We start from the raw sequence: 21,610 nt of genomic DNA, 5'->3' as shown, positions 1-21,610 counted from the left end.
CCGGGACGCGCTTATGGCCAAGGTCGAGATCTATACCACCCCCACCTGCCCCTATTGCATTGCCGCCAAATCGCTGCTGCGCAAGAAGGGCGTCGCCTATGAGGAAACCGATGTCAGCCGCGATCCGCAGCTGCGCGGCGCCATGACCCAGCGCGCCGGCGGCCGGCGCACCGTGCCGCAGATCTTCATCGACGGCCGCCATGTCGGCGGCAGCGACGACCTGCATGCGCTGGACTATCAGGGCAAGCTCGACGGGCTGCTGGGCCTGACGGCATGAGCGAGGCGCTGCGGGCGGCGCTGGTGCAGCTCAGCGTCTCGGACGATCCGGCGCGCAACCTGCCGGTCACGCGGGCGCTGGTCCGCGAGGCGGCGCAGGGCGGCGCCGGCTGGGTGCTGACGCCCGAGGCCACCAACCTGCTGGGCGCCGGCCGCGAATTGCAGGAGCGCATCCTGCATGTCGAGGCCGAGGACCCGACCCTGGCCGCCCTGCGCGAGGATGCGCGCGACCTGGGGATCTGGCTGCTGATCGGTTCGCTGTCGCTGAAGACCGGCGATCCGGCCGAGACGCGCTTTGCCAATCGCAGCTTCCTGATCGCGCCGGACGGCGCGATCCGCGCGCGCTACGACAAGCTGCACATGTTCGACGTGACGGTGTCGGACAGCGAATCCTATCGCGAATCCGCGGCCTTCCGCCCCGGCCGCCAGGCCGTGCTGGCCGAAGGGCCGCTGCCGGTCGGCATGACGGTCTGCTACGACCTGCGCTTTCCGCAGCTCTACCGGGCGCTGGCCAAGGCCGGGGCCGAGGTGCTGACCGTCCCCGCCGCCTTCAACGACACGACCGGCGCCGCGCATTGGGAGGTGCTGTTGCGCGCCCGCGCCATCGAGACCGGCTGCATCGTGCTGGCCCCGGCGCAATGCGGCAGCCATGCGACGCATTTCGACCCCGGGCGCCGGGTCCGCCGCAGCCATGGCCATTCCCTTGCGGTCGGTCCCTGGGGCGAGGTGCTGGCCGACGGCGGCAGCGAGCCCGGCGTCACCTTCGTCACGCTTGACCGCGAGGCCGTTCTCGGGGCACGGTCCCGCATCCCATCGCTCACGCATGACCGAGACTTCGCCGGCCCATGACCGACAAGACCCCATGATCGACAAGACCCATGACAACCCGGCAGGGCATGCCGACATCTCGGCCGATGCCCTTGCGGCCAGCCTGTTTTCCGAGGTGTTCATCGCCGACCAGCTGGCGCGCGACCTGATCGGCAAGGCGCTGCCCAAGGGCATGCAGATCTCGCATTTCTCGGTGCTGAACCTGCTGGCGCATCTGAATGTCGAGCGCACGCCGGCCGAGCTGGCCGAGGCCTTCCATGTCACCCGCGGGGCGATGACCAACACGCTGTCGCGGCTGGAATGGGCCGGGCATATCCACATCCGCCCGGACTGGGACGACGCGCGGCGCAAGTTCGTGGCGATCAGCCCGGCGGGCCGGGCGGCGCGGGACGCGGCGCTGGCGGCCTTCATGCCGCGAATCGCCGATGTGGTGCGCGATGTCGGCGCCGACCGGGTGCGCGCGGCGCTGCCGGTGCTGCGCATGCTGCGCAAGCAGCTGGAAGAGACGTTGCGTCACGAATCGCGCGGCGGGCGCTGAGGGGCGCCGGTCGCCCGAGTATTTGGGAAACGGTGAAAGCCGGCTGTGGCCCGCCCCGCCGCTCTGTGTCGGTCGGGTATTTGCGGAACGAAGAAGCTCAGGCGTCGCGCAGGGCGGTCATCGCGTAATTGACCGACAGGTCGCGATGCGACAGCGACCAGCTCCAGCCCAGCGGGTTGAAGACCATGCCGCAGCGGTCGACGACGCGCAGCCCCGCCGCCTCGGTCATCCGCGCCAGCTCGTCGGGGGTGATGAAGCGGCGCCAGTCATGCGTCCCCTTGGGCAGCCAGCGCATGACCCATTCCGCCCCGACGATGGCGGCGGCGAAGCTGCGCGCCGTGCGGTTCAGCGTCGAGGCGATCAGCATGCCGCCCGGCGCCACCAGGTCGCGGCAGGTGGCGATGAACTGCGCCGGGTCGGCGACGTGCTCGACGATCTCCAGCGCCATGACCACGTCGAAGCGGCGCCCCTCGGCCGCCAGCGCCTCGGCCGTGGTGGCGCGGTAGTCGATGGAAAGGCCCTGTTCCGCGGCATGCAGGCCGGCGATGGCGATGTTGCCCTCGGCCGCGTCGGCGCCGGTCACGGTGGCACCCAGCCGGGCCATCGGCTCGGCCATCAGCCCGCCGCCGCAGCCGATGTCGAGCAGCGTCAGCCCCTCGAAGGGCCGGGGGGCGGCCAGGTCGCGGCCGAACTGCGCCGCGACCTGGGCGGTGACATAGTCCAGCCGCGTCGGGTTCAGCATGTGCAGCGGCTTGAACTTGCCGTTCGGGTCCCACCATTCCCGCGCCATGGCCTGGAACTTGGCGACCTCGGCCGGGTCGATGCTGCTGGGGGCCGGGCTGGCGGGGGCTGGTCTTTCGGTCATCTGGCCGTCCTTCATGTGGCGGGCGCGCGCGAGGCGCTATATAGTGGTGCCATGGACAGATTGGCAGGGCAAATCGGCGGCACGCCGTCGCATGGCAGGCTGCATCCGATGGTCGAGCCCTTCGACCGCCGGATGATCGTGGTCGGCGACGGCCACATGCTGCATGTCGAGCAGAGCGGCAATCCCGACGGCGTGCCGGTGATCGTCCTGCATGGCGGACCCGGAGGGGGGTGCAGCCCCTTCATGCGGCGCTTCTTCGACCCGGCGCATTACCGCGCGGTGCTGTTCGACCAGCGCGGCTGCGGCCGCTCGCTGCCGCATGCCGCGGTGGCGGCGAACACCACCCAGCACCTGATCGCCGATATCGAGGTGATCCGCCGCGAGCTGGGGATCGAGCGCGCCATCCTGTTCGGCGGCAGCTGGGGCGCCACCCTGGCGCTGGCCTATGCCCAGGCGCATCCCGACCCGGTGGTGGCGCTGGTGCTGCGCGGGGTGTTCCTGGGCCGGCGGGCCGAGCTGGACTGGTTCTATGGCGGCGGCGTCGCGCGCTTCTTTCCCGACCGCTGGGCCGAATTCCAGGCGCCGATCCCCGAGGCCGAACGCGACGACATGATCGCCGCCTATCACCGGCGGCTGTTCAGCGGCGACCGCGGACGGGAGATCCGCTATGCCCTGCCCTGGCTGGTCTGGGAAAACGCCCTGGCGGGGCTGGAGATCAACGGGCCGGGCCATGCGCCGCCCGACTATGCCCGCACCTTCGCCCGTCTGGAGAATCACTATTTCGCCCATGACTGCTTCCTGGCCGAGGGCCAGCTTCTGCGCGACCGCCACCGCATCGAGCACATCCCGGCCGTGATCGTGCAGGGCCGCTACGACATGGTCTGCCCGCCCCGCACCGCCTGGGAGCTGGCCGAGGGCTGGGCCAAGGCCGACCTGCGGCTGGTCCCCGCCTCGGGCCATGCGCTGAGCGAACCGCGAATCGCTGCGGAACTGGTGCGGGTGATGGATTGTTTCCGGGATGCGGCGCGATAGGGCGCGCCGCCTGTTTGGGCGGGGTGCGGCGTGACGTTCCTGTTCTTCCTGATCGCTTGCGGCGCGGCGGCCGCGACCGGCCTGATCTTCCCGCCCGGCGGCTGGTATGACGGGCTGCGCAAGCCGGATTTCACTCCGCCCCGCTGGGCGTTTCCGGTGGCCTGGACCACGCTTTACCTGCTGCTGGCCTGGGTGGGCGCGCGACTGGCCGGCCTGCCCGGCGCCGGGCCCGCTCTGGCGCTGTGGGCGGCACAGATCGCGCTGAATACCCTGTGGACGCCGGTGTTCTTCGGCGCGCGCCGGCCGGGCGCGGCCATGGCGGTGCTGGCGATCCTGTGGCTGGTGGTCGCGGCGCTGCTGGTCGCGGCCTTCCGGCTGGACCTGCTGGCCGGCGTGCTTCTGCTGCCCTATCTGGCCTGGCTGACCCTGGCCGGGGCGCTGAATTTCCGCATCTGGCGGGACAATCCGGCGCCGCGATGAGGGCCCCGCCGGTTTTCCTTGCAATCCCGCGCGCCGCGCCCTATATGCGGCTCAACAGCGGCGCAGGCGTCCACACCCTGCCCACCGGGAAGACGCACGGGCCGCCTCGGCCCGTTTTTTGTATTTGGGGTATCACGAATGACCGACCTCATCGCCAAGACCGCCATCGACCGGCGCCTGGCCGAGATCATCGCCCCGGTCATCGAGGATCTGGGTTTCGAGCTGGTGCGCATCCGCCTGCAGGGCGGCAAGACCGCCACGCTGCAGATCATGGCCGACCGGCCGGAAGGCGGCATCAATGTCGACGACTGCGCCGATATCTCGACCGCCGTCAGCGCGATCCTCGATGTCGAGGACCCGCTGGAGGACGCCTATCATCTGGAGGTCTCCAGCCCCGGCATCGACCGGCCGCTGACCCGGCTGAAGGATTTCGAGACCTTCGAGGGCTATGAGGCGCGGCTGGAGACCAACCAGCCCATCGACGGCCGCAAGCGGTTCAAGGGCGTGCTGGCGGGCGTCGAGAAGGGCGAGGGCGGCGACGAGGTGCTGCTGAACATCGAGGAAGGCGGCGAGGTCCAGACCATCGGGCTGAACTTCGACTGGCTTTCCGATGCGAAGCTGGTCCTGACCGACGAGCTGATCGCCGAGATGCTGCGACAGAAAAAGGACGCGGGCGTGCAGATCGACAATCTGGACGAGACCGCCTTTGACGAGATCGAAACGGAAGCCGGCGAAGACAACGCCGCCGCGAAGGAGTGAGGAATGGCCATCACCTCTGCCAACCAGCTTGAACTGCTGCAAACCGCCGAGGCCGTTGCACGGGAAAAGATGATCGACCCCGATCTGGTGATCGAGGCGATGGAGGACAGCCTGGCCCGCGCCGCGAAGTCGCGCTACGGCTCGGAAATGGACATCCGCGTCCATATCGACCGCAAGACCGGCAACGCCACCTTCACCCGCGCCCGCACCGTGGTCGAGGATGACGCGGTCGAGAACTACCAGGCGCAATTCACCGCCGACCAGGCGCGCGCCTATTTCGAGCCCTCGAAGGACGGCCGCGCCCATTGGCTGCGCGACGGCCAGCTGCTGACCGATTTCTCGGGCAAGCCGCAGCCGGGCGACGTGTTCCAGGAGCAGGTGCCGCCGGTCGACCTGGGCCGTATCGCCGCGCAATCGGCCAAGCAGGTGATCCTGCAGCGCGTCCGCGAGGCCGAGCGCGACCGCCAATACGAAGAATTCAAGGACCGCGCCGGCACCATCATCAACGGTGTCGTCAAGCGCGAAGAATACGGCAACATCATCGTGGACGTGGGCCGGGGCGAGGCCATCCTGCGCCGCAACGAGAAGATCGGCCGCGAAAGCTATCGCCCGAACGACCGCATCCGCGCCTATGTCAAGGACGTGCGCCGCGAGGCCCGCGGCCCGCAGATCTTCCTGTCGCGCACCGATCCGCAGTTCATGGCCGAGCTGTTCAAGATGGAAGTGCCGGAAATCTATGACGGCGTCATCGAGATCAAGGCCGTAGCCCGCGACCCGGGCTCGCGCGCCAAGATCGCCGTGATCAGCTACGACAACTCGATCGACCCGGTCGGCGCCTGCGTCGGCATGCGCGGCAGCCGCGTGCAGGCCGTGGTGGGCGAGCTGCAGGGCGAAAAGATCGACATCATCCCGTGGTCCGAGGATCAGGCGACCTTCCTGGTGAACGCGCTGCAGCCGGCCGAGGTGGCGAAGGTCGTCTTCGACGAGGACGCCACCCGCATCGAGGTGGTGGTGCCGGACGAGCAGCTGTCGCTGGCCATCGGCCGGCGCGGCCAGAACGTGCGGCTGGCAAGCCAGCTGACGGGCCTCGACATCGACATCCTCACCGAAGAGGAAGAGTCGAAGCGCCGCCAGGCCGAGTTCAACGCCCGCACCAAGCTGTTCATGGACACGCTGGATCTGGACGAGTTCTTCGCCCAGCTTCTGGTCGCCGAGGGCTTCACCAACCTGGAAGAAGTGGCCTATGTCGATCTGGACGAGCTTCTGTCCATCGAGGGCGTGGACGAAGGCACCGCCGAGGAGTTGCAGACCCGCGCCCGCGAGCATCTGGAGGCCGCGAACAAGGCCGCGCTGGAGAATGCCCGCGCCCTTGGCGTCGAGGACAGCCTGATCGAGTTCGAGGGCCTGACCCCGCAGATGGTCGAGGCGCTGGCCAAGGACGGCGTCAAGACGCTGGAGGATTTCGCCACCTGTGCCGACTGGGAACTGGCCGGCGGCTGGACCACGCAGAACGGCCAGCGCGTCAAGGATGACGGCATCCTGGAACCCTTCGACGTCTCGCTGGAAGAGGCGCAGAATCTGGTGATGACCGCCCGGGTCATGCTGGGCTGGGTCGACCCGACCGAGCTCGAATCGGCCGGCGAGGCCGAGGCCGGCGACGAACAGGAGGCCGGGGTGTAACGCCCCGGGAGCCGGATGACACGCGGGGGCCGTATCAAGGACCGCGAGACGCCCGAACGGCGCTGCATCGTCACGGGCGAGGTCCAGCCGAAGGCTGGGCTGATCCGCTTTGTCGCGGCCCCCGATGGCGAGGTGGTGCCGGATCTGGCCGAGAAGCTGCCCGGACGCGGCTTCTGGGTGGTGGCCGACCGGCAGGCGCTGGACAAGGCGGCCGCCAAGGGCTTGTTTTCGCGAGGCGCCAGGGCGCGGGTGACCGCCCCGCCCGAGCTGCTGGCGATGATCGAATCCGGGCTGGCGCGGCGGGTGACGGACACGCTGTCGCTGGCGCGCAAGGCCGGGCTGGCGGTCGCCGGCTTCGAAAAGGTCAAGGACTGGCTGGCCGCCGGCAAGGCCAAGGTGCTTCTGCAGGCCAGCGACGGATCGGAACGCGGCAAAGGCAAGCTCTGGACCCCGCCCGGGGGCCGGTGGTTCGGCTGCATGACCGCATCAGAATTGGGTTTGTCCTTTGGGCGCGATCATGTCATACACAGCGCGCTTGCGCCGGGGGGCCTGACCGACAAATTGATCAGGGACGCGAGCAGACTGACGGGTCTGCGCGAGCATGACGGCGGCAATGCGGCTGCCGGGAAGGAATGAAGATCGGATGAGCGATACTGACGGAAAGAAACCCCTGGGTCTTGGTGGCGGCCGTTCGGGCCATGTGAAGCAAAGCTTCAGCCACGGCCGGACCCATAATGTGGTCGTGGAGACCAAGCGCAAGCGCGTGGTCGTGCCCGGCAAGACCGGCGCGGCGGCCGGCGGCGGACGCTCCGGCTCGCCCTCGGCCGTGTCGGGCGACCCGTCGAAGCGTCCCGCCGGCATCTCGGATGCCGAGATGGAGCGGCGCATGGCCGCCCTGCGCGCCGCCAAGGCCCGCGAGGTCGAGGAAGCCGCGCAGCGCGTCGCCGAGGAAAAGGCCCGCGAGGAAGAACGCGAACGCCGCCGCCTTGAGCTGGAAGCCAAGGAGCGCGAGGAGCGCGAGCGCGAGGAAGCCCTGCGGCTGAAGGCCGAGGAGGACGAGCGCCGCGCCCGCGAAGCCGAGCTGCGCGAGAAGAAGAAGGCCGAGATCGCCAAGCCCAAGGCGGATGCGCGCCCGGCCACCCCGGCCGACCGCGCCGCCGCCGAAGCCGCCGCAGCGCGCGCCGAGACCAAGGGCGTCAGCGCCACCACGCCGCGCAAGACCGACCGCGACCGCGACACCCGCGGCCCGGCCGACGACCGCGACAGCCGCAACAAGAGCCGCGACGACAGCCGCCGCACCGGCAAGCTGTCGCTGAGCCAGGCGCTGGACGGCGAGGGCGGGCGGCAGCGTTCGCTGGCCGCGATGAAGCGAAAGCAGGAAAAAGCCCGGCAGAAGGCCATGGGCGGGAGCCAGCGCGCCGAAAAGCAGGTGCGCGACGTGCAGTTGCCGGAAACCATCCTGGTGTCCGAACTGGCGAACCGCATGGCCGAGCGCACCCCCGATGTCATCAAGTCGCTGATGCGCATGGGCATGATGGTCACCGCCAACCAGGCGGTCGATGCCGACACCGCCGAGCTGGTGATCGACGAATTCGGCCACCGCGCTGTCCGGGTCTCGGATGCCGACGTGGAGCAGGTCATCGACCAGGTCGAGGACAAGCCCGAGGATCTGAAGCCGCGCGCGCCGATCATCACCATCATGGGCCATGTCGACCACGGCAAGACCTCGCTGCTGGACGCCATCCGCCACGCCAATGTCGTGGCGGGCGAGGCCGGCGGCATCACCCAGCATATCGGCGCCTATCAGGTGAAGGCGTCGAACGGGGCGGTGCTGACCTTCCTCGACACGCCCGGCCACGCGGCCTTCACCTCGATGCGGGCCCGCGGCGCGCAGGTGACGGATATCGTCGTTCTGGTGGTCGCGGCCGATGACGCGGTGATGCCGCAGACGGTCGAGGCGATCAACCACGCCAAGGCCGCCAAGGTGCCGATGATCGTGGCGATCAACAAGATCGACAAGCCGGATGCCAATCCGCAGAAGGTCCGCACCGACCTGCTGCAGCACGAGGTCGTCGTCGAGGCGATGTCGGGCGACGTGCAGGATGTCGAGGTCTCGGCCAAGACCGGCCAGGGCCTGGACGCGCTGCTTGAGGCCATCGCCCTGCAGGCCGAGATCCTGGAGCTGAAGGCCAATCCCGACCGCCCGGCTTCGGGCGCGGTGATCGAGGCCAAGCTGGACGTGGGCCGCGGCCCGGTCGCGACGGTGCTGGTGCAGAACGGCACGCTGAAGCGCGGCGACATCTTCGTCGTCGGCGAACAGTGGGGCAAGGTCCGCGCCCTGATCAACGACAAGGGCGACCGCATCGACGCCGCCGGCCCCTCGGTCCCGGTCGAGGTGCTGGGCCTGAACGGCACGCCCGAGGCCGGCGACGTGCTGAACGTGGTCGAGACCGAGGCGCAGGCGCGCGAGATCGCGGATTACCGCATCCAGGCCGCCAAGGACAAGCGCGCCGCCGCCGGTGCCGCGATCACGCTGGACCAGATGCTGGCCAAGGCCAAGGCGGACGAGAACGTCGCCGAGCTGCCGGTGGTCATCAAGGCCGACGTGCAGGGCTCGGCCGAGGCGATCGTCCAGGCGCTGGAAAAGATCGGCAACGACGAGGTGCGCGTCCGCGTGCTGCATTACGGCGTCGGCGCGATCACCGAATCGGATGTCGGCCTGGCCGAGGCCAGCCAGGCGCCGGTCATCGGCTTCAACGTCCGGGCCAATGCTCCGGCGCGGAACGCCGCGAACCAGAAGGGCGTCGAGATCCGCTATTACTCGATCATCTACGACCTGGTGGACGACATCAAGGCGGCGGCCTCGGGCCTGCTTTCCGCCGAGGTGCGCGAGAACTTCATCGGCTATGCCGAGATCAAGGAAGTCTTCCGCGTCTCGGGCGTCGGCAATGTCGCCGGCTGCCTGGTGACCGAGGGCGTGGCGCGGCGCTCGGCCGGCGTGCGCCTGCTGCGCGACAACGTGGTGATCCACGAAGGCACGCTGAAGACGCTCAAGCGCTTCAAGGACGAGGTCAAGGAAGTGCAGTCCGGCCAGGAATGCGGCATGGCCTTCGAGAACTACGACGACATCCGCAAGGGCGACGTCATCGAGATCTTCGAGCGCGAGGAAGTGCAGCGCCAGCTGTGATCCGGCAACCGAATGGCATGAGGGGCGGGCCTGCAGGTCCGCCCTTTCCATGTCCGGCGCCCGGCGATTCCTTTACAGAACTGTAAAAGACGCCCCTGCCCCCGCCGGCATGGGCGCCGCTGCCGGGCCCCTGGAAGCCTCGGCCGCCTGGCCGCTTTCCATTCGCCGAATGCTCGCGCCGGTGGCGCGCGGCCCATGGTCCGGCAAGAAGAAACGGGACCCCGAAGGACCCCGTTTCCGTAAGCATGGGCACGTTTCTGCTGCGTCAGGACAGGACGGGCTTGCCCTCATAGGTTTTGCTGCCTACTCGGACCACGATGTTCCCGTTCGCCTGCTGCCGTTCAAAGATACCTTGGACAGAAATACAGCTGCCGATCGTGATCGTGCGAATCATGTCCGATCTCCTCCTCCTACAGGATTTCAGAATTGTCGCAAAATCGTTAAATGTTAACTAAGAATGTCCAAAGCTACGGCAAAATGATGATGATGCCGCGCCCGGCGTGACGGATATGTCTCATAGCCAGTCGCGCAGGATGGGTAGCAGCGGCAGGTCCGCCGGCGGCATCGGATATTTGTCCAATTCCCGGGCCCGGGCCCAGGCCAGGTTCTGCCCTTCCCGGGGCATCGGCACGCCCTGCCAGCGCCGGCAGGCGAACAGCGGCATCAGCAGGTGGAAATCGTCATAGGCGTGGCTGGCGAAGGTCAGCGGCGCCAGGCAGGAATGCCAGGTCTCGATGCCCAGCTCCTCGTGCAGCTCGCGGATCAGCGCGGCCTCGGGGGTCTCGCCCGGCTCGACCTTGCCGCCGGGAAACTCCCACAGGCCCGCGAGGGACTTGCCCTCGGGGCGCTGCGCCAGAAGCACGCGGCCGTCCGCGTCGATCAGCGCGACGGCCGCGACAAGCACCATCTTCATGAGCGGTAATCGGCGTTGATGTCGATATAGCCATGCGTCAGGTCGCAGGTCCAGACCGTGCGCCTGCCCTTGCCCAGCCCCAGGTCGACGCCGATGACCAGATGGTCGCGCTTCATATAGGCGCTGGCAGCGGATTCGTCATAGGCCGGGGCGCGCCAGCCGTTCTCGGCCAGCACCATGTCGCCGAAGCGGATGGTCAGCCGGTCGCGGTCGGCCTCGGCCCCGGACTTGCCGACGGCCATGACCACGCGGCCCCAGTTCGCATCCTCGCCGGCGATGGCGGTCTTGACCAGCGGCGAATTGGCGATGGCCATGGCGACGCGATGGGCATCGGCATCGCTGACCGCGCCCGTCACCTGCACCTCGACGAATTTCGTCGCCCCTTCGCCATCCCGGACCACCTGCTGCGCCAGGTCCAGCATGACCTGGGTCAGCGCCTTGCCGAAGGCCCGCGCCGGGGCCGAGCGCAGGTCGGTGATCGGCGCGGCCTTCGACTTGCCGGTCGCCGCCAGGATCAGCGCGTCCGAGGTCGAGGTGTCGCTGTCCACGGTGATGGCGTTGAAGGTCTCGTCCAGCCGCGCCGACAGCATGCGCTGCAGCAGCGCCGGGGCGATCTGCGCATCGGTAAAGACATAGACCAGCATCGTCGCCATGTCGGGCGCGATCATGCCCGAGCCCTTGGCGATGCCGGTGATGTTGATGGTGCCGCCATCGCCTTCGAAACTGGCCGCCGCGCCTTTCGGGAAGGTGTCGGTGGTCATGATGGCCCGCGCCGCGCCGGCCGCGCCGGCCGCGTCCAGGTTGGCGGCGAGATCGCCGATCACGGCGGTGATGCGCTCGGCCGGCAGCGGCTCGCCGATCACCCCGGTCGAGGACGAGAAGACCCGCTCGCGCGGCACGCCCAGCGCCTTGGCGACGCCGCCGGTCACGGCATCCACCGCCTCTTGCCCGTTCCGGCCGGTGAAGGCATTGGCGTTGCCCGAGTTCACGATGATCGCCGCGCCCTTGCCGGTGTCCTGCTTCAGCGCCAGCTTGGCCTGGCAGTCCAGCACGCTGGCGGCGCGGGTCGAGGACTTGGTGAAGGCGCCGGCGATGGCGGTGCCCGGCGCCAGCCGCACCAGCATGACATCGGTGCGGCCCTGGTATTTCACCCCCGCCGCGCCCGAGGCGAATTCGGCGCCCTCGATCACCGGCAGGTCGGGAAAGCGCGCCGGAGCCAGCGGCGAGACCGGGTTCTGGGGCTTGGCCTTGGCCACGGCCTCCACCGCCGCCTCGGCCCGCGCCTCCAGGCTGGCGGCGGCTTCCTTCAGCGCGGCCTTCAGCTTCTTCAGCCGCTTCTTCACCGTCTTCAGCTTTTCGGCATCGGAGGGCTTGCTCTTCTTGTCGGCCGATTTCGCCATGTCACTCCCCCAGGATATCGGTCTTGTTCAGCAGGTCGGGGGCCAGCCCCTCGGTCTTTTCGACCTTGGCGTCGGACACGCGTTGCTCGATCTCGGCCTGCACCTTGTCGCGGCGCACCTGCATGGCCAGCTGCTCCTTGATCTCGTCAAAGGCCGGGGGCGTGACCTCGCGCGTGTCGTTCAGCTTGATGACATGCCAGCCGAACTGGGTCTCGACGGGCTCCGAGACCTGGCCCTTGTCCAGCGCCTTCACGGCATCGGCGAAGGGCTCGACCATCTGCTCGGGCTGGAACCAGCCCAGGTCGCCCTTGTTCGGGCCGGAATTGTCGGTCGATTTCTGCTCGGCCAGCGTGCCGAAATCGGCGCCGTCCTGCAACTCCTTGGCGATGGCATCGGCCTCTTCCCTGGTCTTCACCAGGATATGGGCGGCATTGTATTCGATCTTGGGCTCGGTCTGGCCGCCGAAGGCCTGGTCATAGGCGGCTTTCAACTCGGCCTCGCTCGGCTCGGCGCTCGCGACCTTTTCCAGGACCGAGCCGGCCAGATAGGCGCGCTTCTCGATCTCCAGCGCCACGGCGTCGCGCTTGCTCAGCGGCTCGGCGGCCTGCGCCACGGCGGTCTGGCGGATCATCTGGTCCAGCATCAGGTCCCACAGCGCGGCATCCGGCAGGCCCTGCGTGGTCTGCGCGTCCAGCCCCTGCCGCATGGCGATCATCTGGCCCAGCGTGATCGGCTCGCCGTTGACGGTGGCGACCACGGTATCGGCGTCCTGCGCCAGGCCGGGCATGGCCGATACGGCCCCCGAGAGCAGCACGGAGACGGCAAGAAGCGGTTTCAGCATAGGTTTCCCCTTCGTGGGACGGCGCGTCCACGCAGAGGTGAACGGGCGCAAGCGTTGACAGTGGGCCGGCCGGGGCATACATCCGGCGCAACCGAAAATGCGCGCCCGTCGCCGTTTTTCCGGCCCAAGTGATAGGGCAAGGCGAATGGTGCCGGCAAGTGGGCGGAACGTCCCGCGCACCCCCAGATACGCGATTTTGAAGGTTCATATGCTCGGCATCGGAAACTTGGCGAAACTGGTCTTTGGCACGCCCAACGACCGCAAGGTGAAATCGGTCCGCCCGCTGGTGGCCCAGATCAACGCGCTGGAGGAACAGTTCCGCGCCCTCTCCGACGCGGACCTGATCGGCAAGACCCGCGAGTTGCAGGGCCGCGCGCAAACGGGCGAGGATCTGGACAAGCTTCTGCCCGAGGCCTTCGCCAATTGCCGCGAGGCGGCGCGCCGCGCGCTTGGCCTGCGCGCCTTCGACACCCAGCTGATGGGTGGCATCTTCCTGCACCAGGGCAATATCGCCGAGATGAAGACCGGCGAGGGCAAGACCCTGGTCGCCACCTTCCCGGCCTATCTGAACGCGCTGGCGGGCAAGGGCGTGCATGTCGTCACCGTCAACGACTACCTGGCCAAGCGCGACGCGCATTGGATGGGCAAGGTCTTTGCCCAGCTGGGCATGACCACCGGCGTGGTCTATCCCTTCCAGGAGGACGCCGAGAAGCGCGAGGCCTACCGGGCCGACGTGACCTATGCCACCAATAACGAGCTGGGCTTCGACTACCTGCGCGACAACATGAAGGGCTCGATCGAGCAGATGACCCAGCGCGGGCATTTCTTCGCCATCGTCGACGAGGTCGACTCGATCCTGATCGACGAGGCGCGGACGCCGCTGATCATCTCGGGCCCCTCGCAGGACCGCAGCGAGCTCTACAAGACGCTCGACGCCTTCATGCCCGAACTCGCGCCCGAGCATTACAAGCTGGACGAAAAGGCCCGCAACGCCACCTTTACCGAGGAAGGCAACGAGTTCCTGGAAAAGCGCCTGCAGGCGGCGGGCGTGCTGCCCGAGGGCCAGACGCTTTACGACCCCGAATCGACCACCATCGTCCACCACGCCAACCAGGCGATGCGGGCGCACAAGCTGTTCATGCGCGACCAGCACTATATCGTGCGCGACGACGAGGTGGTGCTGATCGACGAATTCACCGGCCGGATGATGAAGGGCCGCCGGCTGTCGGACGGGTTGCACCAGGCCATCGAGGCGAAAGAGGGCGTGGCGATCCAGCCCGAGAACGTGACGCTGGCCTCGGTCACCTTCCAGAACTATTTCCGGCTCTACGACAAGCTGTCCGGCATGACCGGCACCGCGGCCACCGAGGCCGAGGAATTCGCCGAGATCTACAAGCTCGGCGTGGTCGAGGTGCCCACGAACCGCCCGGTGCAGCGCATCGACGAACACGACCGCGTCTATCGCACCGCGGCCGAGAAATACGCCGCGGTGATCGAGGCGATCAAGGAGGCCCATGCCAAGGGCCAGCCGATCCTGGTCGGCACGACCTCGATCGAAAAATCCGAGATGCTGTCGCAGATGCTGACCAAGGAAGGCATCCCGCACAACGTGCTGAACGCCCGCCAGCACGAGCAGGAGGCGAAGATCGTCGCCGATGCCGGCAAGCTGGGCGCGGTGACCATCGCCACCAACATGGCCGGCCGCGGCACCGACATCCAGCTGGGCGGCAATGTCGAGATGAAGGTGATGGAGGCGCTTGCCGCCGACCCCGAGGCCCATCCGGACGAGCTGCGCGCCCAGATCGAGGCCGAGCACGCCGCCGAGAAACAGGCGGTGCTGGACGCCGGCGGGCTGTTCGTGCTGGCGACCGAACGCCACGAAAGCCGGCGCATCGACAACCAGCTGCGCGGCCGCTCGGGGCGGCAGGGCGACCCCGGCCGCTCGCTGTTCTTCCTGTCGCTGGAAGACGACCTGATGCGCATCTTCGGCTCGGAACGGCTGGACAAGGTGCTGTCGACGCTGGGCATGAAGGATGGCGAGGCCATCGTCCACCCCTGGGTCAACAAGTCGCTGGAACGCGCCCAGGCCAAGGTCGAGGGCCGCAACTTCGACATCCGCAAGCAATTGCTGAAATTCGACGACGTGATGAACGACCAGCGCAAGGCGATCTTCAGCCAGCGCCTGGAAATCATGCATACCGACGAGGTCGGGGACATCGCCGCCGACATGCGCGCGCAGGTGATCGACGACCTGATCGACCAGCACCTGCCACCGCGCGCCTATGCCGAGCAATGGGACGTCCAGGGCCTGCACGACGCGGTGGTCGACAAGCTGAACATGGACCTGCCCATCGCCGATTGGGCGGCCGAGGACGGCGTGGACCAGGACGCGATCCGCGAACGCATCCAGCAGGCCACCGATACCTATATGGCGCAAAAGACCGAACAGTTCGGCCCCGAGAACATGCGCCAGATCGAAAAGCAGGTGCTGCTGCAGCAGATCGACAGCAAATGGCGCGAGCATCTGGTCACGCTGGAGCATCTGCGCTCGGTCGTGGGCTTCCGCGGCTATGCACAGCGCGACCCGCTGTCGGAATACAAGACCGAGGCCTTCCAGCTGTTCGAGACCATGCTGGACGGGCTGCGCTTCGACGTGACCCAGCAACTGGCCCGCATCCGGCCGCTGACCGATGCCGAGCGCGAGCAGATGCTGCGCGAATACCAGCAGCAACAGGCGGCGACCGAGGCGCAGATGCATCCCGAACACGAGGAAGCCGAGGGCGGCGAGGTCTCGGGCCGGGTCGCCGGCTTCGACGAGACCGACCCCACGACCTGGGGCAACCCCTCGCGCAACGATCCCTGCCCCTGCGGCTCGGGCAAGAAGTTCAAGCACTGCCACGGCGCGCTCGCATGAACTGGGGCCTTCGGGCCCCTTTTTCATGCACCATGCGGATTGCGCACTCGGCAAATGGGTATTTGGAAAACAGAGAAGCACGAGCCGCCTCGCTCGGATCTTCTCTGTTTTCCAAATACCCATTGCGGCCGCGAAAGCTGCGCGGAAGGTTCCTAGTCCGGCACCAGCATGTAGCCGGTTCCGCGCACGGTCTGCAGGTAGCGCGGCTCCTTGGGATCGGGCTCGATCTTGCGGCGCAGCCGGGTGATCTGCACGTCGATGGCGCGTTCGGAATTCTCGCCCGCCTCCTCCGACGGGCTGCGGCCCAGATCCTCGATCAGCGCGCTGCGGCTGACCGGCTGGCGCGGCGTATCGGCCAGGCGCTTCAGCAGCGCCTGCTCGGTCCCGGTCAGGCGCAAGGGGGCGTCGCCCTGCCAGAGCTCGCCCTTGTCGGCGTCGTAGCGCAGAGGACCCAGCGACAGGAACTTCGGCCCCTTGGGTTCGGCCGCCGGGATACGGCGCAGGATGGCGGCGATGCGCAAGAGCAGCTCGCGCGGCTCGAAGGGTTTCGGCAGGTAGTCGTCGGCGCCGCTTTCCAGCCCCTCGATGCGGTCGCCGGTCTCGCCCCTGGCGGTCAGCAGCAGGATCGGCGTGGTCATCTGCTTGCGCAGGTCGCGGGTCAGCGAGAATCCGTCCTCGCCCGGCATCATCACGTCGAGCACGATCAGGTCGAAATCCAGGCCCTCCAGCAGGCGCCGGGCATGGGCGGCGTCCCGCGCCGTGGTCACCAGGAAATCGTTGCGCATCAGGAAGCGGCGCAACAGGCTGCGGATGCGCTCGTCGTCATCGACGACAAGGATATGGGCGGCGGGCTGCAGGTCGGCCGAGGTCATGCGTCGGGCAGCTGCTTCAGGGCGCGATACTGGCGCAGCGTCTCGCGATCCATCATCGCCTCGAGCACCTGCCGGAAGCCCGCCACCGCCTGCGGTCCGGCGGCGCGATAGGCGGCGCGCATGCGGGCGCGCTGCGCCTCGGACAGCCGGCGTTCCAGCGCCGCGCCCTTTTCGGTCAGGTAAAGCTGCCGCTCGCGCCGGTCGCGGCGGCCGATGCGGCTTTCGACCAGCCCGTCCTCGATCAGCGTGCGCAGCACCCGGTTCAGCGACTGCTTGGTCACCCCCAGCACGTCCAGAAGCGCGGTCACCGTCAGCCCCGGCTCGCGGTTGATGAAATGGATCGCCCGGTGATGGGCGCGGCCGTAATCCAGCTCGGCCAGAATCAGGTCGGGATCGGCGGTGAAGGCGCGATAGGCAAAGAACATCGCCTCGATCCCGCGGCGAAGCTGATCGTCGGTAAGAAACAGCAGGTTCTCGCTTCCTGCCGCGGCGACGCCACCCTTGTTCTGCATGACCTCTCCGTAATGCATGGCCCTTATTACGTCAGACTTATTGACTTTCCAACCATGAATGGATAGCCCAGACCGCAAGTTGCGCAACTTTCTTTGCCAGACGCGGCAGACCAACGCAACATTCCGCAAACAGAACCGGCCGGAGGGAAAAATGGCGGGCGCATATGACGATCGTGACGGCAAGATCTGGATGGATGGCAAGCTTGTGGAGTGGCGCGATGCGAACATCCACATCCTGACCCATGCCCTGCACTATGCCAGCTCGGTGTTCGAGGGTGAGCGCTGCTACAGCGGCAAGATCTTCAAGGGACACGAGCATTCGCTGCGGCTGATCGAATCGGCCCGGCTGCTGGACATGCAGTCGCCCTATACCGCCGAGGAGATCGACGCCGCCAAGGAAGAGGTGCTCAACGCCAACGGCTTCAAGGACGCCTATGTCCGCGCGGTGATGTGGCGCGGCTCGGGCGAGGACATGGGGGTTTCCGCCCGCCGCAACCCGGTGCGCATGGCCGTCGCCGCCTGGGAATGGGGCAGCTATTACGGCGAGGCGAAATGGCAGGGCGCCAAGCTCGACATCGCCAAGTGGAAGCGGCCGAGCCCCGAGACCATCCCCACCGCCGCCAAGGCCGCCGGGCTTTACATGATCTGCACCATGTCCAAGCACGCCGCCGAGGAGAAGGGCTGCTCGGACGCGCTGTTCATGGACTGGGAGGGCTATGTCGCCGAGGCCACCGGCGCCAACATCTTCTTCGTCAAGGATGGCGAGGTGCACACGCCCCTGGCCGACCGCTTCCTGAACGGCATCACCCGGCAGACCGTCATCCAGATGCTGAAGGACAACGGCACCGCCGTGCATGAGCGCCGCATCAAGCCCGAAGAGCTGGCGGGCTTCCAGGAATGCTTCCTGACCGGCACCGCGGCCGAGGTCACCCCGGTCGGGCAGATCGGCGACTGGCATTTCCAGGTCGGCGACACCACCCGCAAGATCGCCGAGGATTACGAGCAGCTGGTCCGCAGCTGAACGCGGCCCCGGGCGAAGGACGGAATGAAAACCGGCCGGGCGGCAGCGCCCGGCCGGTTCCGCATTGGCGGGTCAGCGGTCAGACCCGATGGCCGCGCTCGATCCTGGCGAATTCGGCGGCCCGGCGATTCGCAGCCTCGCTGCGGACGCGGGGCCGCATGCGCAGGGCGGCGATGGCCGGATGAAGGCCGGATTCGCGTTCCTGCCGCGTGTAGTATTGCGTGCGGCCGGAACTGCTTTCGTGACTGCGGTCTGCGATATGTCTGGTCATTTCGGTCTTCCTCCCCGCGCGCGAGTATAGCGCGGATGCGGGGACATTTCACCCCCTGCCGGCCGGGCTGCGACCTCAGGCCGCCTTGATGCCGGGCGCCGCCGCCAGCATGGCGTGCAGCGCCACCGGGTCCTCGTTGGCGCGCAGCTTGGCGCGCAGGTCCTGGTCGCGCAGCGTGCGCGAGACCAGCGCCAGCGCCTTGAGGTGATCGACGCCGGAATTCTTGGGCGCCAGCAGCGCAAAGATCAGGTCCACCGGCTGGCGGTCCACCGCGTCGAAATCCAGCGGCTTTTCCAGCCGCAGGAACAGGCCGACCACGCGGTCGAGCCCGTGCAGCCGCGCATGCGGTAGCGCCACGCCATGGCCGACGCCGGTCGGGCCCAGGCTTTCGCGCTCCTGCAGCGCGTCCAGCGTCTGCGGCGCGTCCACGCCATAGACCGCGCGCGCCTGCTCGGCGATTTCCTGGAACAACCGTTTCTTGCTGGTGGTCTGGCTCATCGTCCGCACGGCGGCGGGAGAGAGAATGTCGCTGATCTGCATGTCGCCCGAAAATTGTCAGGTCCCGGCTGCGGGCCGCGCAGCCGGGACGTTTGGTTCAACAAGACTGCCCTTCTGCGTCAGTCTAGCCCAGATTGCGGGGGTCGATCCAGCCCACGTTGCCGTCGTCGCGGCGGTGAACCACGTTCACGCCCCCATGTTTCTCGTTGCGAAAGACCAGCAGCGGGCTGCCGGCCAGTTCCATCTGCATCACCGCCTCGCCGACCGAGAGGGTTGGCACGCGGGTCTCCATCTCGGCGATGATCATGGGCTGCAGGCCGTCGCCCTGCGATTCCCATTCGTCCTCATCGGCGGCCAGCACATACATGCCCGCCTGCTCGAATTCAACCGGCTGGGTGCGATCCTTGTAGTGATCCTTGAGCCGGCGCTTGTAGCGGCGCAGCTGCTTGTCCATCCGCTCGCGGCACTGTTCGAAGGCCGCGTAGATATCGGTGGCCGCGCCCTTGGCCTGGGCGGTCAGCCCGGTCGAGAGATGCACCACGGCATCGCAGATGAATTCATGCGCGTTGCGGGAAAAGATGACCGTCGCATCCGTCGGGCGTTGCGAATATTTCTCAACGGTTTCACCCAGTTCGGTCTTGACGTGAGTCGAAAGCGCATCGCCCACGTCGATCTGTTTTCCGCTGATCTGGTAGCGCATGGTGGTCCGTCCTTTCGGTTGCCCGATCTTGTCGCCAACGCCCTCGCGCGGGCGTCGCGTCCGGGTTTCTCTGGCCGGGCGGTCTTGCCCGGCCATACCCTCATTTGGTGACAGCCACGGCGCTGTGTCAACGGCTGCGCGCGGCGGATCGGCAGGACCTCGCATTCAGTTCATGCGGAAGGTTTCGCCCAGATAGACGCGGCGCACCTGCGGATCGGCGACGATCTCGGCGGTGGTGCCGGATTTCAGCACGTGGCCGTCATGCAGGATATAGGCGCGGTCCACGATCTCCAGCGTCTCGCGCACGTTGTGATCGGTGATGAGCACGCCGATGCCGCGGCTTTTCAGGTCGTGGACCAGGGCGCGGATCTCGCCCACGGCGATGGGATCGACGCCGGCGAATGGTTCGTCCAGAAGCAGATAGGCCGGATCGGCCGCAAGGCAGCGGGCGATCTCGACCCGCCGCCGTTCGCCACCCGACAGCGCCATGGCCGAGGCATTGCGCAGATGGCCAATCGAGAAATCGCCCAGCAGCTCCTCCAGCCGCTCGCGGCGCTGGTGCACATGCGGCTCGACCAGTTCCAGCACCGCCATGATGTTCTGTTCGACCGTCAGGCCGCGAAAGATCGACATCTCCTGCGGCAGATAGCCGATGCCCATCTGGGCGCGGCGATACATCGGCAGCGCGGTGGCGTCCTGCCCGTCGATCAGCACCTGGCCCGAATCAGGCGCGACCAGCCCGGCCACGCAATAGAAACAGGTGGTCTTGCCCGACCCGTTCGGACCCAGGAGCGCCACCACCTCGCCGCGGTCCAGATCCAGCGCCACGTCGCGGATCACCGGACGGTTGCGATAGGATTTGCGCAGGCCCCGGACCCGCAGCCCCTGTTCCCCCGCCATCGGTCAGTTCCCCGGCTGCAGCACGCTGCGCACCCGGCCCGAGGCATTGGCCGTGCCGCTTTCCAGGTTCACCGTCACCCGGTCTCCGGCCAGCACGTTTCCGCCCTGGGTCAGAAGCACGTCGCCGGTCAGCACGACGGTGCCGGTCTCGACATCGTATTCGGCGGCCTGCGCCTCGGCCGCGTCGGCGCCGCTGACCAGGGTGACGCCGCCCTCGGCATGCAGGGCGCTGATGCGGCGCTGGTCGCCCTGGGCATAGGTCACCGTCACACGCGCGGCCGAAAGCCGCATGGCGCCCTGGCCGATCAGAACATTGCCGGAAAAGGTCGCCTGGCCGGTCTTCTGATCCACGGTCAGCGAATCGGCGGTGACTTCGACCGGCTGCTTGACATCCTGCGCATTGCCGAAGCCGGTGGTCTGGCCCATGGCCGCGCCCGCCGCCAGCGCAAGCGACAGGAACACGGGCAAAAGCGGTCCGGGCCGGATCATCGGATTTCCTTTCTGGCGCCTGAGGGCCCCTTGCGCGGGAGTCGGCGCCGGGTCATGGCCGGTATATCAAGCGAACTCCGCCGCTCAAATCAAGAACGTGATCGCCGCTGCCCTCCCCCGAGGGCCGCAGCTCCATCCGCCCCGCCGTCAGATCGCCGAAGGGGGCGAGGACATTGACCTCTTCGTCCGAAACCAGCCTGCCCTCGCCGGTCGAGGCCCGCAGCTCGGGCGCGGTCAGCACCCAGCCGTCGGCGGTGGTCATGCGCACCCCCTCGCCCAGCCGGACCTGATCGCCCTCAAGCGCAGCCGTGCCGGCGCTGACATCCGCCGCCCGCCCGTCCTGGGCGCGCAGGGTCATGCGCACCGCCTGCGCCAAGCCGTCGCCCTGTTCCGCGCCGGGCCGGGCCTCGGCGGCCGAGATGCTCAGCTGCGCCCCGTCCTCGGTCACGCCGGCATAGGTCGGGCTGGTCACCGCCTGCCGCTCGGCCAGTTCGCGCGGGTCCACGTCGGCATAGGGAATGCTGGCCTCGGGGTCGGGCTTGCGGCCCAGAAGGAACAGCACCGACAGGATCGCCAGCGCCGTCAGCGGCAGGATCACCCGCAACCAGGCCACGATGCACGAGCGGGTGGTCAC

24 protein-coding genes are annotated in these 21,610 nt (G+C 67.9%); 11 read left to right on the top strand and 13 right to left on the bottom strand.

Translation table 11 applies throughout. The annotated features are described in order from the left end of the window. Positions 1–13: 13 nt before the first annotated feature. From grxC to LOS78_RS09195, 3 genes are read left to right on the top strand one after another with little or no spacing between them, the layout of a single operon-like run. Positions 14–277 (top strand): glutaredoxin 3, encoded by a 264-nt coding sequence (gene grxC, locus LOS78_RS09205; protein ID WP_028713954.1) that lies wholly within the window; start codon positions 14–16, stop codon positions 275–277. Beyond that, positions 274–1,125 (top strand): carbon-nitrogen hydrolase family protein, encoded by an 852-nt coding sequence (locus LOS78_RS09200; protein WP_230378023.1) that lies wholly within the window; start codon positions 274–276, stop codon positions 1,123–1,125. Before grxC ends, LOS78_RS09200 begins: the two co-directional genes overlap by 4 nt. 13 nt (positions 1,126–1,138) lie before the next feature. After that, positions 1,139–1,642, top strand: coding sequence for a MarR family winged helix-turn-helix transcriptional regulator (locus LOS78_RS09195; protein ID WP_051416308.1), 504 nt, complete (start codon positions 1,139–1,141; stop codon positions 1,640–1,642). 97 nt (positions 1,643–1,739) lie between these two features. On the opposite strand, the gene ubiG is transcribed toward LOS78_RS09195, so the two are convergent. Next, positions 1,740–2,507, bottom strand: coding sequence for a bifunctional 2-polyprenyl-6-hydroxyphenol methylase/3-demethylubiquinol 3-O-methyltransferase UbiG (ubiG, locus tag LOS78_RS09190; protein WP_230378022.1), 768 nt, complete (start codon positions 2,505–2,507; stop codon positions 1,740–1,742). A gap of 51 nt (positions 2,508–2,558) precedes the next feature. Between ubiG and pip the strand changes: the two genes are divergently transcribed. From pip to infB, 6 genes are all read left to right on the top strand, one after another. Continuing rightward, the gene (pip, locus tag LOS78_RS09185; protein WP_028713950.1) at positions 2,559–3,539 is read left to right on the top strand and encodes a prolyl aminopeptidase; all 981 of its coding nucleotides are present in this window, start codon (positions 2,559–2,561) and stop codon (positions 3,537–3,539) included. Positions 3,540–3,569: 30 nt separating this feature from the next. Continuing rightward, positions 3,570–4,019 carry a TspO/MBR family protein gene (locus LOS78_RS09180; protein ID WP_028713949.1) on the top strand — a complete coding sequence of 150 codons (450 nt, stop codon included), beginning with the start codon at positions 3,570–3,572 and terminating at the stop codon, positions 4,017–4,019. Positions 4,020–4,157: 138 nt separating this feature from the next. Next, a complete protein-coding gene (gene rimP / locus LOS78_RS09175; RefSeq protein WP_230378021.1) occupies positions 4,158–4,778 on the top strand; it encodes a ribosome maturation factor RimP in 621 nt (206 codons plus the stop codon). 3 nt (positions 4,779–4,781) lie between these two features. Continuing rightward, positions 4,782–6,458: a transcription termination factor NusA gene (gene nusA / locus LOS78_RS09170; protein WP_028713947.1), complete on the top strand. Its 1,677-nt coding sequence runs from the start codon at positions 4,782–4,784 to the stop codon at positions 6,456–6,458. 15 nt (positions 6,459–6,473) lie between these two features. Further along, positions 6,474–7,094: an RNA-binding protein gene (locus LOS78_RS09165; protein ID WP_230378020.1), complete on the top strand. Its 621-nt coding sequence runs from the start codon at positions 6,474–6,476 to the stop codon at positions 7,092–7,094. A gap of 7 nt (positions 7,095–7,101) precedes the next feature. Next, complete coding sequence (gene infB / locus LOS78_RS09160) at positions 7,102–9,645, top strand: translation initiation factor IF-2 (RefSeq protein WP_028713945.1); 2,544 nt, start codon at positions 7,102–7,104, stop codon at positions 9,643–9,645. 265 nt (positions 9,646–9,910) lie between these two features. On the opposite strand, the gene LOS78_RS22010 is transcribed toward infB, so the two are convergent. The 4 genes from LOS78_RS22010 to LOS78_RS09145 all read right to left on the bottom strand — a co-directional run bounded on the left by LOS78_RS22010 (position 9,911) and on the right by LOS78_RS09145 (position 12,799). Continuing rightward, positions 9,911–10,039, bottom strand: a complete 129-nt coding sequence (locus LOS78_RS22010; RefSeq protein ID WP_028713944.1) for a hypothetical protein — start codon at positions 10,037–10,039, stop codon at positions 9,911–9,913. A 120-nt stretch (positions 10,040–10,159) separates the two neighbouring features. Continuing rightward, the gene (gene mutT, locus LOS78_RS09155; protein ID WP_028713943.1) at positions 10,160–10,558 is read right to left on the bottom strand and encodes an 8-oxo-dGTP diphosphatase MutT; all 399 of its coding nucleotides are present in this window, start codon (positions 10,556–10,558) and stop codon (positions 10,160–10,162) included. Further along, entirely contained in the window at positions 10,555–11,958 is a 1,404-nt protein-coding gene (gene argJ, locus LOS78_RS09150; protein ID WP_230378019.1) for a bifunctional glutamate N-acetyltransferase/amino-acid acetyltransferase ArgJ, read from the bottom strand. The genes mutT and argJ overlap by 4 nt, the downstream gene beginning before the upstream one ends. Before the next feature lies 1 nt (position 11,959). After that, positions 11,960–12,799 carry a peptidylprolyl isomerase gene (locus tag LOS78_RS09145; protein WP_230378018.1) on the bottom strand — a complete coding sequence of 280 codons (840 nt, stop codon included), beginning with the start codon at positions 12,797–12,799 and terminating at the stop codon, positions 11,960–11,962. 208 nt (positions 12,800–13,007) lie between these two features. On the opposite strand from LOS78_RS09145, the gene secA reads away from it, so the two are divergent. After that, on the top strand, positions 13,008–15,713 hold the full coding sequence (gene secA, locus LOS78_RS09140) for a preprotein translocase subunit SecA (protein ID WP_230378017.1): 2,706 nt from the start codon (positions 13,008–13,010) through the stop codon (positions 15,711–15,713). Positions 15,714–15,865: 152 nt separating this feature from the next. On the opposite strand, the gene LOS78_RS09135 is transcribed toward secA, so the two are convergent. Beyond that, positions 15,866–16,585, bottom strand: a complete 720-nt coding sequence (locus LOS78_RS09135) for a response regulator (protein ID WP_230378016.1) — start codon at positions 16,583–16,585, stop codon at positions 15,866–15,868. Then, on the bottom strand, positions 16,582–17,097 hold the full coding sequence (locus LOS78_RS09130; protein ID WP_028713938.1) for a MarR family winged helix-turn-helix transcriptional regulator: 516 nt from the start codon (positions 17,095–17,097) through the stop codon (positions 16,582–16,584). Before LOS78_RS09130 ends, LOS78_RS09135 begins: the two co-directional genes overlap by 4 nt. 151 nt (positions 17,098–17,248) lie before the next feature. On the opposite strand from LOS78_RS09130, the gene LOS78_RS09125 reads away from it, so the two are divergent. Beyond that, positions 17,249–18,118 (top strand): branched-chain amino acid aminotransferase, encoded by an 870-nt coding sequence (locus tag LOS78_RS09125; protein ID WP_028713937.1) that lies wholly within the window; start codon positions 17,249–17,251, stop codon positions 18,116–18,118. 79 nt (positions 18,119–18,197) lie between these two features. Here LOS78_RS09125 and LOS78_RS09120 read toward each other — a convergent pair whose 3' ends face one another. The 6 genes from LOS78_RS09120 to LOS78_RS09095 form a co-directional block, all read right to left on the bottom strand. Next, the gene (locus LOS78_RS09120; protein ID WP_028713936.1) at positions 18,198–18,389 is read right to left on the bottom strand and encodes a hypothetical protein; all 192 of its coding nucleotides are present in this window, start codon (positions 18,387–18,389) and stop codon (positions 18,198–18,200) included. A gap of 75 nt (positions 18,390–18,464) precedes the next feature. Continuing rightward, a complete protein-coding gene (locus tag LOS78_RS09115; protein WP_028713935.1) occupies positions 18,465–18,929 on the bottom strand; it encodes a PTS sugar transporter subunit IIA in 465 nt (154 codons plus the stop codon). Positions 18,930–19,011: 82 nt separating this feature from the next. Next, a complete protein-coding gene (hpf, locus tag LOS78_RS09110) occupies positions 19,012–19,587 on the bottom strand; it encodes a ribosome hibernation-promoting factor, HPF/YfiA family (RefSeq protein WP_028713934.1) in 576 nt (191 codons plus the stop codon). Positions 19,588–19,752: 165 nt separating this feature from the next. Further along, positions 19,753–20,487, bottom strand: coding sequence for an LPS export ABC transporter ATP-binding protein (gene lptB / locus LOS78_RS09105; RefSeq protein ID WP_028713933.1), 735 nt, complete (start codon positions 20,485–20,487; stop codon positions 19,753–19,755). Between the two features lie 3 nt (positions 20,488–20,490). After that, positions 20,491–20,976: a lipopolysaccharide transport periplasmic protein LptA gene (lptA, locus tag LOS78_RS09100; protein ID WP_230378015.1), complete on the bottom strand. Its 486-nt coding sequence runs from the start codon at positions 20,974–20,976 to the stop codon at positions 20,491–20,493. A gap of 52 nt (positions 20,977–21,028) precedes the next feature. Continuing rightward, positions 21,029–21,610 (bottom strand): hypothetical protein, encoded by a 582-nt coding sequence (locus LOS78_RS09095; RefSeq protein ID WP_230378014.1) that lies wholly within the window; start codon positions 21,608–21,610, stop codon positions 21,029–21,031.

Source organism: Paracoccus sp. MA (assembly GCF_020990385.1).
Classification (GTDB): domain Bacteria; phylum Pseudomonadota; class Alphaproteobacteria; order Rhodobacterales; family Rhodobacteraceae; genus Paracoccus.
The sequence above is the reverse complement of the archived record's forward strand: the minus strand, read 5'-3'. Positions and strand labels throughout refer to the sequence as shown.